The sequence below is a fragment of the Pseudomonas sp. genome (genome assembly GCF_030150285.1).
GTDB lineage: Bacteria > Pseudomonadota > Gammaproteobacteria > Pseudomonadales > Pseudomonadaceae > Aquipseudomonas.
Genome location: NZ_JASLGE010000025.1, coordinates 19991 through 34853 on the forward strand (window position 1 = coordinate 19991; position 14863 = coordinate 34853).

Annotated in this window: 11 protein-coding genes; 5 read left to right on the forward strand and 6 right to left on the reverse strand. The window is 56.9% G+C overall.

The annotated features are described in order from the left end of the window. Positions 1-54: 54 nt before the first annotated feature. Positions 55-3009, forward strand: coding sequence for an HD domain-containing phosphohydrolase (locus tag Q1W15_RS04680; RefSeq protein ID WP_300724386.1), 2955 nt, complete (start codon positions 55-57; stop codon positions 3007-3009). 7 nt (positions 3010-3016) lie between these two features. Here the strand turns inward: Q1W15_RS04680 and Q1W15_RS04685 are convergent, their stop codons facing one another. Together Q1W15_RS04685 and Q1W15_RS04690 are read right to left on the reverse strand one after the other, a co-directional pair. Then, positions 3017-3499, reverse strand: a complete 483-nt coding sequence (locus Q1W15_RS04685) for a GAF domain-containing protein (protein WP_300724392.1) — start codon at positions 3497-3499, stop codon at positions 3017-3019. Next, a complete protein-coding gene (locus Q1W15_RS04690) occupies positions 3492-4385 on the reverse strand; it encodes an ATP-binding protein (protein WP_300724401.1) in 894 nt (297 codons plus the stop codon). The genes Q1W15_RS04685 and Q1W15_RS04690 overlap by 8 nt, the downstream gene beginning before the upstream one ends. 174 nt (positions 4386-4559) lie before the next feature. On the opposite strand from Q1W15_RS04690, the gene Q1W15_RS04695 reads away from it, so the two are divergent. Continuing rightward, positions 4560-6875, forward strand: a complete 2316-nt coding sequence (locus tag Q1W15_RS04695; RefSeq protein WP_300724409.1) for an ATP-binding protein — start codon at positions 4560-4562, stop codon at positions 6873-6875. 6 nt (positions 6876-6881) lie between these two features. Here the strand turns inward: Q1W15_RS04695 and Q1W15_RS04700 are convergent, their stop codons facing one another. Continuing rightward, positions 6882-7370: a glutathione peroxidase gene (locus Q1W15_RS04700; RefSeq protein ID WP_300724417.1), complete on the reverse strand. Its 489-nt coding sequence runs from the start codon at positions 7368-7370 to the stop codon at positions 6882-6884. 26 nt (positions 7371-7396) lie between these two features. Beyond that, a complete protein-coding gene (gene msrB, locus Q1W15_RS04705) occupies positions 7397-7792 on the reverse strand; it encodes a peptide-methionine (R)-S-oxide reductase MsrB (protein WP_300724434.1) in 396 nt (131 codons plus the stop codon). 222 nt (positions 7793-8014) lie between these two features. On the opposite strand from msrB, the gene Q1W15_RS04710 reads away from it, so the two are divergent. Continuing rightward, entirely contained in the window at positions 8015-9226 is a 1212-nt protein-coding gene (locus Q1W15_RS04710) for a pyridoxal phosphate-dependent aminotransferase (protein WP_300724451.1), read from the forward strand. A 314-nt stretch (positions 9227-9540) separates the two neighbouring features. After that, positions 9541-10428, forward strand: coding sequence for a protease HtpX (gene htpX / locus Q1W15_RS04715; protein ID WP_300724464.1), 888 nt, complete (start codon positions 9541-9543; stop codon positions 10426-10428). 65 nt (positions 10429-10493) lie between these two features. Here htpX and Q1W15_RS04720 read toward each other — a convergent pair whose 3' ends face one another. Further along, positions 10494-11150, reverse strand: a complete 657-nt coding sequence (locus tag Q1W15_RS04720) for a thiopurine S-methyltransferase (protein WP_300724505.1) — start codon at positions 11148-11150, stop codon at positions 10494-10496. A gap of 103 nt (positions 11151-11253) precedes the next feature. On the opposite strand from Q1W15_RS04720, the gene Q1W15_RS04725 reads away from it, so the two are divergent. Next, complete coding sequence (locus Q1W15_RS04725) at positions 11254-12021, forward strand: class III extradiol ring-cleavage dioxygenase (protein WP_300724508.1); 768 nt, start codon at positions 11254-11256, stop codon at positions 12019-12021. Positions 12022-13027: 1006 nt separating this feature from the next. On the opposite strand, the gene Q1W15_RS04730 is transcribed toward Q1W15_RS04725, so the two are convergent. After that, complete coding sequence (locus Q1W15_RS04730; RefSeq protein WP_300724513.1) at positions 13028-14698, reverse strand: DEAD/DEAH box helicase; 1671 nt, start codon at positions 14696-14698, stop codon at positions 13028-13030. Positions 14699-14863: the final 165 nt, after the last annotated feature.

Sequence of the window (14863 nt, forward strand, 5' to 3'; positions counted from 1 at the left end):
TCAGCCGCGACTTACTATGCTTAATATCACCCCCTATCTCAGCGGTGATACGTCATGTTTAGTAGCGCTTACGCTCAAAAGCGTCAGTTTCCGCTGCATATCCACATCAGTGTCGTATTTACGCTACTGCTGGTGCTGATCGGCGTCACGCTAGGGGTCATAAACTACCTGCAGACCACGCGCATCATCCTTGGTAACAGCCAAAAACTGTTCAACCAGATCGAACATGACGTGCAACTGGATCTGGTCAACACCTACAGACCCATTCGCCAGACACTGAACCTGCTGGCACTCACCCCCGCTATTCGAACGGACCAATTCGAATCACGAATGGCGTTGTTGAAGCCGTTCGTGCAATCACTCAAGGACAATCCCGCGCTCGCGGCTTTATTCTTGGCCGATAACGACGGAAATTTTTTCCTGGTCAGACCCGTGCGTAACCAGGCCACCCGGGACCGCCTGAAAGCCCCGCCGGGTACGGCCTATCAAGCCTGGTCAATTCAACACACAGGTGCCAGGAGCAATGGTGAGTCTCAAAAGCTCTTTTTTGATGACTCACTGACCTTACTGGAGCAACGCAGTAATCAAAACGAGCCCTATGACCCCCGAGATCGTAGCTGGTTTATTCCCTCTCACGGCAACATCGACCAAACGACCACGCGACCCTATCTCTTTTTCTCCACCCAAGAGGCAGGTACGACATTATCTAAACGCAGTTCATCAAAGGCGGTCATTGGTGCTGACCTGACCCTTTCGCAACTCTCCAATACCCTGGCAAGGCACATGATTACCCCCAGTACGCAAATCGTCCTGTTCGACGACGATGAACGTGCGGTGGCCTACCCGAACGCCAGAACACAGCTAACCGAGAAAGGCTCGAAGGAACTGCCCAAAGTCTCAGCGCTCAGCCCGGCACTCCATCAGTTGATCAGTAAGGCGGCGGTCACCGATCAACGTCTTTACGCCGACCAGCGACAGTGGATCGTCTCACGCGCGAGGATTAACGACGGTGTTTCCAACGAGTTGGAACTGGCCCTGATGGTGCCCGAAGATGAATTGTTGGCCGAGGCTTATCAACTCAGGTGGCAGGGCGGGCTCGTCACCCTCGGCATACTGCTGCTGTGCTTGCCATTGGGCTGGCTGATCTCCAGGTTGCTGGTCAAGCCCTTGAACACTCTAGTGCAAGAAGCCAATGCCATTCGCCGCTTTGAGTTCAATTACCCGGCCATCGCGCGATCCCCCATTCTTGAGATCGATCAACTGGCAGAGTCCATGAGGACGATGAAGGAGACCCTTGCCCGGTTTTTTGAAATCACGGACAGTTTATCGGCACACAGGCGGTTTGAACCGCTATTGCATTCGGTACTGGGTGAAACCATCAAAATCGGCCAAGCCCAGGCCGGGTTGATTTATCTCTCGGAAAACGATGGCGCAGACCTCGTTTTGAAAGGGTTGATTATCAACGACCAGCCTTGCAGCCCGGATGTTGTCTCGCGCACGACAATCCCTCTGCAAGGCACACAAAACCCAGAATGGCTGCGCACACTCAGCGAAGGCAAAGATACGGCGGTACAAACGCTCAGCTACGAGCAAGCGGGGGATTTACAACCCGTGATGCAAGCGCTTGATCAACAGAGTATTCACGTCATCGGCATTCGCCTGCACAACCGCCACAGCGAGACCGTAGGGGTACTCGCACTGGTGCTGAGCAACACGTTCACCGATGTCACGCAGAAGCCTTTCAACACCGAACGCATTGCTTTCATCAAGGCCATTTCAGGTGCCGCAGCAGTCTCGATTGAAAGCCAACACCTGCAAGCGCGTCAAAAACAGTTATTGAATGCATTTATTCAACTGGTGGCCGGGGCCATTGATGCCAAAAGCCCGTACACCGGCGGCCACTGTCAGCGGGTGCCGATGCTGACCTTCATGCTGGCCAAGGCTGCTGCAGCAAGCCAGCATCCCGCCTTTGAGCAGTACAACCCCACGGAGGAAGAATGGGAGGCCCTGCACATCGCCGCCTGGCTTCACGACTGCGGCAAAGTCACAACCCCTGAATATGTCGTGGATAAAGCCACCAAACTCGAAACGCTTTACGATCGTATTCACGAAATCCGTACTCGCTTTGAAGTCCTCAAACGTGATGCCTGGGTGAATTATTGGCAAGCGCTCGCACTGGGCGGGGACGATCTACAGCAGAGCGCGTTGCGCGACACCTGCCTACAAGCGCTTGATGATGATTTTGCATTTGTCGCGCGCAGCAATGTCGGCAGCGAAGCCATGGCCAAGGAGGACCTGGAGCGTTTGGGCACCATTGCCCGACGTACCTGGACACGAACACTGGATGATCGACTCGGCGTTTCATGGGAGGAGAATAAACGCCAATCTGCTCGGACCGATCAAGCCCTGCCTGTCACGGAGTATTTGCTCGCCGATAAGCCTGAACACGTCGTTGAACGACCTGAGGCCGAGCGAATGCCCGCCGATAACCCTTGGGGGTTCAAACTGGAAGTACCGGCCTTCAAGTTCAATCGCGGCGAGCTGTACAACTTGAGCATCAACCGTGGCACATTGACGGCTGAAGAGCGCTACATCATCAACAATCACATTGTGCAAACCATCCTGATGCTCAGTCGTTTGCCCTTCCCCAGTTACCTGGGCGACATCGCTGAAATTGCAGGGGGGCATCATGAGAAAATGGACGGTACCGGCTACCCCAAACGCCTGAAGCGTGAAGACATGAGCCCGGCAGCGCGAATGATGGCCATTGCCGATATTTTTGAGGCGTTAACCGCCTCCGACCGCCCCTACAAGCGCGGAAAAACGCTTAATGAGGCGCTGACGATCATGGCCGCCATGTGCCGCGATGCGCATATTGACCCACAACTGTTCGAGCTGTTTATGCGCGAACACATTTTTATGCAATACGCGCAGCAGTACCTTGAGCCACAACAAATCGACACGGTGGATGTCGATGCGCTACTGCTCAAGGCCGGGCTGAATACCTAGCCGAAGTTCAGCAGTCGCTCAAGCGCAAAAAGATGGCTGCCAACGCTTCAATGCCCTGCTGGTCCTGCTCTGTGAACCGGCCGACACTCGGACTATCCAGGTCGAGTACACCGATCAGGCGATCATCCTTGATCAAGGGCACGACCAACTCGCTGTTGGAGGCGCTGTCACAGGCAATGTGCCCTGCAAACGCATGCACATCTTCAACTCGCTGGGTTTGCCTGCTGGCCGCTGCTGCTCCGCACACCCCGCGCCCGAAGGGAATGCGCACGCAGGCAATTTGCCCTTGGAACGGCCCCAGCACTAACTCTTCATTGCGGTTGAGGTAAAAGCCGGCCCAGTTCAGGTCTTCAATCTGGCTGTACAGAAAAGCCGAGAACTGCGCAGCATTGGCGATAAAGTCTCGCTCATCGGCCAAAAGGGACTCCAACTGTGCCTGCAATAAGGCGTAGCCGCCCAACCCGGCTCCAGTGGCATTCAAATCAATCATTCAGTTGCTCCAACAGTTTTAAACCGACCCAGTAACGCGCGAACTGGTAAGCGCAACGACCGTTACGGTTGCCACGCCCCGTTGCCCAGCGAACCGCTAAAATATCCAGTGCCTCGTCCCGCTGCCACTGCAAGCCTGCCTTGGCGGCCAGCACCGTGATCCAGTGTTCCACCACACTCAGGAAGTGATCCTGAGTGAAGGGGTAAAACGACAGCCAAAGACCGAACCGGTCGGACAGGGCGATTTTGTCTTCTACGGCTTCATTGGGGTGAAGCTCACCCTCGATGTTCTTCCAGTTCTCATTATCGCTTTCCTTTTCAGGCACCAGGTGCCTGCGGTTCGAGGTTGCATAGAGCAGTACATTATCCGGCGCTTGCTCCAGTGAGCCGTCCAGCACGCTTTTCAGCACACGGTAATCACTCTCGCCCGCTTCAAAGGACAAGTCGTCACAAAACAGGACAAACCGTTGCGGCAAACCTTGCAACTGCTCGACCACCCGCGGCAGGTCGCCCAAGTGATCTCGTTCAATTTCAATAAGCCGCAGGCCCGCTGCCGCGTACTCAGCCAGCAACGCTCTGATCAATGACGACTTGCCCGTACCGCGCGACCCCCAAAGCAATGCATGGTTGGCGGGTAACCCTTCAAGAAACTGATGCGTATTGCGCCCCAACTGATCACGCTGGTTGTCGACACCGATCAGGTCTGAAAGACGCATTTCGAGGCTGACGTGCAGCGGCATCAAATACCCCGAGCGACCTTCGCGCTGCCAGCGCGCCGCCAGACAGTCGTCCCACTGAATCGACTCGCGAGGCGCTGGCAGCAGGGGTTCCAAACGCGCTAGAACCGATTCGGCCCGCTCAAGAAAGGCACTCAGTTTAGTCTCCACAACATCTCCTCAGACGGCTAAAAAATGATGGCATATCAATACTTTCCGCCTTGAACCGTCACCCCGTTGGTGACTCAAAGAGTTACCAGAAAATACCTCAGCAATGCCTGCCCGTTAACTGACTTATCGACTACTCTTTGCGACCGTAAGGAATGGAATCAGGTGTAGCATCCTATGGATATAAAACTCAGCCATCGTCTGTCTTTCAAGCAAGCTAGGCTGACAGTGCTGGTCGGCTTTATTCTGGGGACAATGCTCAGCCTGCTACAAATCGCCATCGATTATGCCAGTGAAAACGCCGCCATCAATCGTGAAATCCAATCCCTTCTGGATATCAGCCACAACCCGGCCTCACGTATTGCTTACAACCTTGACTCAGAGCTTGCGCAGGAACTGGTACTGGGCTTGCTGCGCTCCCCGGCCATCACCGCGGCGTACATCAGCGACAATGACAAGAACGTCCTGGCAGAGGTACGCAATTACTCCGACAGCGGGCGCTACCGAGCATTAAGCGATTACCTGTTCGGCGCAACACGCATGTTTGATGACCGCCTGTATTTCAATCACCTGCCTGAGCAAAGTATCGGTGTCTTGCACCTTGAGGTGGACACCTACCCGTTTGGCAGCCGCTTCCTGCACCGGGCGGAGGTCACCCTCATCACAGGTTTCGCCCGCAGTTTCCTGCTGACATTTATTCTTTTGGGCGTGTTTTACACGATGCTGACCCAGCCACTGGTGCGCGTTATTCGCGAGCTCAGCAACAATCGACCCGACTCACCCAGGCCTTCACGCATCCATTGCCCGCCGGGTCATGAGGACGACGAAATTGGCGTACTGGTCAACGTGGCCAACCAGCAGTTTGATGCCGTCACGCGTGAAATCGAACAACGGCGCAACGCCGAGAACCGCCTGACCGAGTACTTGTCGCAGTTGGAAGACATTGTCTCGGCGCGCACTCAGGAACTTGAAGCCATCAACACGCGCCTCAGCCTTTCCAACGAAGAACTGGAAGCAGCCCGCAGTACCGCCCTGCAAATGGCCCAGGCACGCTCAGCGTTTCTGGCCAATATGAGTCACGAAATACGTACACCGCTTAACGGTTTGCTCGGAATGCTCGCGCTATGCCTGGACAGCCCGCTGAATGCCGAACAGCACCAGCAACTGTCCATCGCCCATGACTCGGGGAAAGTCCTGGTCGAGCTGCTCAACGACATACTTGACCTCTCGAAATTTGATGCCGGGCAACTGGAGCTGGAGCAGATTGCATTCGACCTCGGTACCTTGATTGAAGACACTGCCAACCTGCTGTCGCAGAACGCAGCCCCGAGTGTCGAACTGACCTGCCTGATTGACCCGCATTTCCCTGCCCTGGTCCTGGGCGATCCTACCCGGGTGCGCCAAATTGTCAGCAACCTGCTGTCCAACGCACTGAAATTTACCCGCGCCGGGCGTGTCGATGTGCGCCTCACGACCCATAAAGACCAGGTGCGCATTCAAGTCTGTGACACCGGCATCGGTATCGCGATAGAAGCCCAGACCCGGATTTTCAGGCCCTTCACCCAGGCAGGTGCCGGCATTACCCGCCAGTATGGCGGTACGGGGCTGGGGCTGGCGCTCACTCGCAGCTTGTGCGAAGCCATGCACGGTTGCCTGACCATTCGTTCACAGATCGGCCAGGGCAGTCAGTTCTGCGCTGAACTGCCTTTACCTTTTCACACACCCGCCACCTCACTCGCCCCGCTGACCGGGAGGGTTTGCTGCGTCAGTGAACAAAACAGCGGCCTGTCAGAGCTACTCAGCAGCTTCTTGCCGCTGTGGGGCCTGGACTATCAGCGTTACGCACTCAACGACTCATTGGCAGACGCACGCCCCGACCTGTTGATCAGCGACTGCACCGACGCCCTGTGTGGTTTGCGCCCAGCCATCAGCGCGCCCATCCTGCTCGTCACTGCCTACGGCAACTTCATGCCCAGCGATCAGGTCAGCGCACTGGCCCCGCTGCTGCAAAAAGCGCGACCTCTTTCACGCCAGGCGCTGTACCAGACCTTGCAGCATTTATTGCACAAAGAACACGACAGCAAACCGGTTGCGCCCCCCTCCAGCCCCCCTACCGCACATCGCGCACAGGTGTTGCTGGTTGAGGACAATGCCGTCAATCAACTGGTGGCCAAGGGCATGCTCTGCAAGCTGGGATGTGATGTCACTATTGCGGCGCATGGCGGCGAGGCGCTCAGCCAATTGGAGCGCCACACCTTCGACCTGGTACTGATGGACTGCAATATGCCGGTGATGGACGGTTATGAAGCCAGCCGGCAAATCCGTCAGCGCGGGAATTGGCCGAACTTGCCTATCGTTGCCTTGACCGCCAATGCCATGGCCGAAGAGCGCGAGCGCTGTCGCTCTGCCGGAATGAATGACTACCTGGCAAAGCCGTTCCGTCGAGAAGAACTGGCCGCCCTGCTGGACATGTGGGTGCCGCCAAAAAACTAGCCGCCGCTACAATGCCAGTAACCGCTCAATATCCGCCTGGAGCGCTTGCGGTTTGGTCGCTGGCGCATACCGTTTGACAGAGGCTCCGTCCGCGCTGATCAAGAACTTGGTGAAATTCCATTTGATCCGTTGCGTGCCCAAAAAACCCGGCGCGCGCGCCTTCAATTGAACGAACAGCGGGTGTGCGTGAGGCCCGTTGACGTCGACTTTCTTGAACAACGGGAAGGTCACACCAAAATTCAACTCGCAAAAGCTGGAAATAGCAGCGTCATCTCCGGGCTCCTGCTGGCCGAACTGATTGCACGGAAAGCCCAGTACAACCAGCCCCTTCTCCCTGTACTGCTGCCAGAGCTTTTCCAACCCTTTGTACTGTGGGGTAAATCCGCATTTGCTGGCGGTATTGACCACCAGAAACGCTTTAGCCCCGAAGTCAGCCAGAGTCTTGGGCTCGCCCTTCAGAGTGATGCACTCAATGGTCAGCAGATTGTCAGTCATGGCATCAGGCCTCATACCCGTGGGCATCAGTTACGCGCAACCAGATCCAGGCAGACCGAGTTGATGCAGTAGCGCAGCCCGGTTGGGGGCGGGCCGTCCGGGAATACGTGCCCCAGATGCGCATCACATTTCGCACAGACCACTTCAGTGCGAATCATGCCGTGGCTCACATCGCGGATTTCGACCATGGCCTGATCACCTATCGGGGCATAAAAACTGGGCCAGCCGCAACCGGAGTCAAACTTGGTCGACGAATCAAACAGCGCCTCGTGACAGCAAATGCAGTGGTAAACACCGTCGGTTTTCGTCGCATTGTACTTGCCCGAAAATGGACGCTCTGTGCCTTTGAGGCGACAGACCGCGTACTGATCCGGATCGAGCATGGCCTTCCATTCTTCCAGGGTCTTGTCGAGCTTTTCCATGGTTCTGCCTCTGCAACTGAAAAACCCCGACCGGTGGCTTTTCCAGGGGTCGGGTGGCACGTATGATTGCGCCTCGTTAAACGTCAGTCTGGCACCCGCTCCAGCGGCATTCAAATGGATTCTTGAAGCGACGCGGTGTGAGGGGCTGCGTGAACACACAGGATTTCCCAGTGCCGTGCTTCTCACACGGCCTGGATCGTTCATTTTCGGGATCACATCGCCATGCAGGTCAGCAAATCAAACAAGCTCGCCAACGTCTGTTATGACATTCGCGGCCCAGTGCTCAAGCACGCCAAACGACTGGAAGAGGAAGGCCAACGCATCCTCAAGCTGAACATTGGCAACCCGGCACCTTTCGGCTTTGAAGCACCGGACGAAATCCTTCAGGACGTTATCCGCAACCTGCCGACGGCCCAGGGCTACAGTGACTCCAAAGGCTTGTTCAGTGCCCGCAAGGCCGTGATGCAGTACTACCAGCAAAAGCAGGTAGAAGGCGTCGGCATTGAAGACATCTACTTGGGCAACGGCGTGTCCGAGCTGATCGTGATGTCGCTGCAAGCGCTGCTCAACAATGGTGACGAGGTGCTCGTACCGGCACCTGACTACCCGCTGTGGACCGCTGCCGTAACACTGGCGGGCGGCCACCCGGTGCATTACCTGTGTGACGAGCAGGCCAACTGGTGGCCCGACCTGGCCGACATCAAGGCCAAAATCACGCCGAACACCAAAGCGATGGTCATCATCAACCCGAACAACCCCACGGGCGCGGTCTACTCCAAGGAAGTCTTGCTGGGCATGCTTGAGTTGGCACGCCAGCACAACCTGGTGGTGTTCTCGGACGAAATCTACGACAAGATCCTGTACGACGACGCCGTGCATATTTGCACCGCGTCGCTGGCCCCGGATGTGCTGTGCCTGACCTTCAACGGCCTGTCCAAATCATACCGGGTGGCCGGCTTCCGCTCTGGCTGGATCGCCATTTCCGGGCCCAAGCACACTGCCCAAAGCTACATCGAAGGCATCGACATGCTGGCCAATATGCGCCTGTGCGCCAACGTGCCCAGCCAGCACGCCATTCAAACAGCGTTGGGCGGCTACCAGAGCATCAATGACCTGGTATTGCCTAACGGCCGCTTGCTGGAACAACGTAACCGCACCTGGGAACTGCTGAACGCTATCCCTGGGGTCAGTTGCGTAAAACCCATGGGCGCGCTTTACGCCTTCCCGCGGATCGATCCCAAAGTGTGCCCGATCCTGAACGATGAAAAGTTCGTGCTGGACCTGCTGCTGTCCGAAAAGCTGCTGGTGGTTCAAGGCACCGCGTTCAACTGGCCCTGGCCCGACCATTTCCGCGTGGTAACCCTGCCACGCGTAGATGAACTGGACATGGCGATCGGTCGAATTGGCAATTTCCTGAAAACCTACCGTCAGTAATTTCCTGGCATGCTGTGCGACGAATGAAAAGTCGCACAGCATGTGTCCGCCAAATCATGCTTAACACCTGTACCATTCCCCTCCGACCCGCGTAACAACGCGCGCCCAGCCCACTAGCAAGAGCCTGTATTTAAAGGTTTTTTTATTGCTTTCGCAGTCGAAAAAAAATCATTTTGTATTAGGAATTTGCTGACCTGGAACTAAACTCAACCTGTAGGACACAGTTTGAAATAGTCACCTGGTTGAATCGCCTCTTGCAGCACCTTATATACCCGCATGCGGCAACACCTTAATACGAGGAGATTTTTACAACCATGATGCGCATTTTGCTGTTTTTGGCCACTAACCTGGCGGTCGTGCTGATTGCCAGCATCACCCTTAGCCTCTTCGGCTTTGACGGGTTCATGGCGGCCAACGGGGTTGACCTGGACCTCAGTCAGCTGCTGGTATTCTGTGCGGTCTTTGGTTTCGCAGGGTCTTTGTTCTCACTTTTTATATCCAAATGGATGGCAAAGATGAGTACGAGCACCCAAGTGATTACCCAGCCTCGTACCCGCCACGAACAATGGCTGATGCAAACCGTTGAGCAATTATCCCGCGAAGCCGGGATAAAAATGCCTGAAGTCGGGATTTTCCCGGCCTACGAGGCCAACGCCTTTGCAACCGGCTGGAATAAAAACGATGCGCTCGTCGCAGTCAGCCAGGGCTTGCTGGAGCGTTTCTCACCTGACGAAGTGAAAGCGGTACTGGCCCACGAAATCGGTCACGTCGCCAATGGCGATATGGTGACACTGGCGCTTGTACAAGGCGTGGTTAACACCTTTGTCATGTTCTTCGCCCGCATCATCGGCAACTTTGTCGACAAAGTGGTGTTCAAGAATGAAGAAGGCCGTGGCATTGCTTACTACGTCGCGACCATTTTCGCCGAACTGGTTCTGGGCTTCCTCGCCAGCGCCATCGTGATGTGGTTCTCGCGCAGACGCGAGTACCGCGCGGATGAAGCCGGTGCCCAACTGGCCGGTACGGGTGCCATGATCAGCGCCTTGCAACGCCTGCGCTCCGAGCAAGGCCTGCCCGTGCACATGCCTGACACCCTGGCGGCCTTTGGCATCAACGGCGGCCTCAAGCAGGGCCTGGCGCGGATGTTCATGAGCCATCCGCCGCTGGAAGAACGCATCGATGCTCTGCGTCGTCGCGGCTGATACGTCGGCACTTGCACAAAAAAGGGCGACTTCGGTCGCCCTTTTCATGCCCTAAAATCAGGCTCCTATTTTTTTTCCAGGCGATACACCCGCTCTTCAAGACGCGTCAGGCCATCCTTGAGAAACTTCCAGTTGTGTTCCAGTACATCCGGCGCTTCGAGCACGGCCAAGGTCCAGCCTGGCGACAGCCATTGCTGAATCTGCGCATCGGGCACCGAAAAGGGAGGGCCTTCCTTCTGTGACTGATCGTAGTCGAGGGTGATCAGCAAGCCCTTGCAGCCCTGTGGAAGAATCCGGGTCAAGTGACGTGCGTACTGTTCGCGCATGTCGAGCGGGAAGGCGATGATCGCGGCGCGGTCATACAGCCCCTGACAGGCTTCAACATCCGTTGCCGACAGTTTGAAGACATCACCGCACCATATCGCCACCGAACCGGCCTCATACACCTTGAACGCACCGTGTTCGGCCACCGCAGGCTGGAGGCCTTGCTCGCGAAAGTAGTCTTCGACGGCCTTCTCGGAAAGCTCCACCCCCATCACCTCATAGCCTTGAGCTGCCAACCAGCTCAAGTCCAGGCTTTTCCCGCACAACGGCACCAGCACACGACTGCCAGGTTCAACACCCAGCCCGGGCCACCAGCGGTTGAGGTAAGGGTTGACCTCTTCCTGATGAAAACCGATCTGATTACTTCCCCAACGGCTATGCCAGAATTCGGGCTGCATGATTCACCTTTAAATTCGATAGTTAAGTACTAAAACTTATATTGGATTTCGATCAATGATCGGGATGAAGATGGCACATCTCTTAACCTTGAGGACGCCCTACATGCTCCCCAGCCTGTTTATTTCCCACGGCTCCCCCATGCTAGCACTGGAACCTGGTGCCAGCGGCCCGGCTCTGCAACGTTTAGCCAAAGAGCTGCCTCGGCCAAAAGCCATCATTCTGGTTTCGGCGCATTGGGAAAGCGCTGGGTTGAGCGTCGCCAGCCACCCCGCACCGGCCACCTGGCATGACTTTGGCGGCTTCCCGCGCGCCTTGTTTGCCGTGCAATACCCCGCACCCGGCAATCCCGAGCTGGCCTCTACGATCGTTAAGCGCCTGAGTGAACACGGCCTGGTGGCCCAACTTGACCCAGAACGCCCTTTCGACCACGGGGCTTGGGTGCCCCTGTCGCTGATGTACCCGGCGGCCGACATTCCGATTGTGCAGGTCTCACTGCCCAGCCAACTGGGCCCTGCAGGCCTGTCGCACGTGGGGCATGCGCTGAACGATCTGCGCGCAGAAGGCGTTCTGATCATTGGTTCAGGCAGTATCACCCATAACCTGCGTGAGCTGGACTGGCACGCCGGCCCGGACAGTATTGAACCTTGGGCCAAAGCCTTTCGTGACTGGATGATCGAAAAACTCGTGGCCGATGACGACGCAGCCTTATATGACTACCGCCGTCAGGCACCCTTTGCCGTGCGCAGCCACCCGAGCGATGAGCACCTGCTGCCGTTGTACTTCGCGAGGGCCGCTGGCGGGCCGTTCAGCATTGCCCACCAAGGGTGGACGCTGGGCGCGCTGGGAATGGACATCTACCGATTCGGCTGAGGCCTCCCCTGGCAGTCACGGCCGGTCTGTACAGCTTTTCAAAGTGGCACGGCGTAAAGCCGGAACCTTAAGTGGCCGTAACCGCAGCAATGGGATAGGCCGAAACTTTTAAAGATCAAAAGATCGCGAGCAAGCTCGCTCCTACGGATCACGGATGGCAGCGTTTGTAGGAACGAGCTGGCTCGTGATCTTTTGATCTGGCTTTTGATCTAAAGGGCCCCCTTAAACCACGCTGGCCGAACGCAGGTTTTGCGCAGTGGGTAACCCGGCAGGACGCCGGGTTAGCCGCGACACGGCCAGGGACGGCCGATCGCGGCGGCCCACGGAACAAAGCCTGTGGTGAGGGAATGCCGAGCCACAGCGAGGCACCGAGTGGTAGGGGCATAAGCGTTTGGTTACTTTGCGCTTTCAAAGTAACACGGCGTAAAGCCGGAACCTTAAGTGGCCGTGACCGCAGCAATGGATAGGAATGCTGAACGACAGCGCAGCGTCATCGCGCTTTTAAAGATCAAAAGATCGCGAGCAAGCTCGCTCCTACGGATCACGGATGGCAGCGTTTGTAGGAACGAGCTGGCTAGTGATCTTTTGATCTGGCTTTTGATCTAAAGGGCCCCCTTAAACCACGCTGGCCGAACGCAGGTTTTGCGCAGTGGGTAACCCGGCAGGACGCCGGGTTAGCCGCGACACGGCCAGGGAGGGCCGATCGCGGCGGCCCACGGAGCAAAGCCTGTGGTGAGGGCATGCCGAGCCACAGCGAGGCACCGAGTGGTAGGGGCATAAGCGTTTGGTTACTTTGCGCTTTCAAAGTAACACGGCGTAAAGCCGGAACCTCAAGTGGCCGTGACCGCAGCAATGGACAGGATTGCTGAACGACAGCGTGGCACCGAAGACGGAGCGCCCCTCCTACCGGGCACAAGCCTAGAGAGGTTGCCCGTTGATATCGCAGGCAAAAAAAATCCCCGAACCAGTCGGGGATTTTTTAGCGATCAATCACAACACGTCGTGATTAATCTTCGCGGTAGCGACGCAGCTTCAGCTGCTTACCGGCAACGCGGGTGTCTTTCAACTTGGCCAACAGTTTTTCCAGGCCGTCTTCCGGCAGTTCCACCAAGGAGAAGCTGTCACGCACCTGGATGCGACCGATGGCTTCACGTGCCAGACCACCCTCGTTGAGGATAGCGCCCAGCAGGTTCTTGGCAGCGATGCCATCACGCGCACCCAGCGCGGTACGGCAGCGAGCACGGCCTTCAGCCAATGGAACCGGAGCACGACGCTCACGATCACCACGGTCCGGACGGTCACCGCTACGCTCGGAACGCTCACGCGGTGCGCTGTTTGGCACCAGTGGGCGCTCACGCTCAATCGCAGCCAGCGTCAGAGCCTGACCATTGGTCGCTTTGCGCAACAGCGCAGCGGCCAGTGCACGTGGGCTGCAACCGATATCAGCGGTCAGACGATCCAGCAGGTCACCGTGAGTCGATTCAGCGTCAGCAACCAACGGAGCCAGGCTGTTGGTCAATTTCTTGATGCGAGCATCGAGAACGGCTTGAGCATCCGGCAGGCGGACCTCAGCAACCTTTTGACCGGTGACACGCTCGATCACTTGCAGCATGCGGCGCTCACGTGGCGTCACCAGCAACAAGGCACGACCTTCGCGACCGGCACGGCCTGTACGGCCGATACGGTGAACGTAGGACTCTGGGTCGTAAGGCATGTCAACGTTGAACACGTGGGTGATACGTGGAACGTCAAGACCACGCGCCGCTACGTCGGTCGCTACAACGATGTCCAGACGGCCATCCTTGAGGGAATCGATGACGCGCTCACGCTGGTTCTGGGCAATGTCACCGTTCAGCGCAGCGGCTTTATAGCCTTTGGCTTCCAGGGCGCTGGCCAGGTCCAGAGTGGCTTGCTTGGTGCGCACGAACATGATCAGCGCGTCGAAGTCTTCGACTTCCAGCAGGCTCAATACAGCCGAGGTCTTCTGGTCAGCGTGAACCAACAGGTGAGCCTGTTCGATCGCGGTAACGGTCTGAGTCTTGGTCTGGATCTTCACGTGTTGCGGATCGCGCAGATGGCGTTCGGCAATGGCACGGATCGACTGTGGCAGGGTCGCCGAGAACAGTACGGTCTGACGGGTTGCTGGCAGCGCCTTGAAGATGACTTCCAAGTCGTCCATGAAGCCCAGCTTGAGCATTTCGTCAGCTTCGTCCAGAACCAGGTGGTTCACGGTCGACAGCACTTTTTCGTCGCGACGCAGGTGATCGCACAGACGGCCCGGAGTGGCGACAACGATCTGTGCGCCGTTACGGATTGCTTTCAGTTGTGGGCCCATAGGCGCGCCGCCGTAAACGGCCACAACGGTAACGCCCGGCATTTGCTTGGCGTAGGTTTCGAAAGCGGTTGCTACTTGCAGCGCCAACTCACGGGTTGGCGCCAGGATCAGGGCTTGCGGCTCGCGCTTGGCAGGATCGATGCAGTGCAGGATTGGCAGGGCGAACGCGGCGGTTTTACCGGTACCGGTTTGCGCCTGGCCAATCATGTCTTGGCCGGCCATGATGATCGGGATCGATTGCTGCTGAATAGCCGAAGGTTCTTCGTAGCCAGTCGCGATGACAGCAGAAAGAATGTTCGGATTAAGATTAAAAGCGGCGAAGCCGCCGGTTTCCTGGGTCATGGGTCTGCCTCTAAGTGCATCCGCAAAGACCCATGCTCCAAAGCTGCGCATGCCGTGTAAGACTCAAGAGTCGCCCTGGCAGCTTTGTCGGCGGGGATTTGCGAAAACGATTGAATGAAAGAATCGTCAAGGATAGTCCGCGCAGCGGACAAGCAGCCGAAGCTG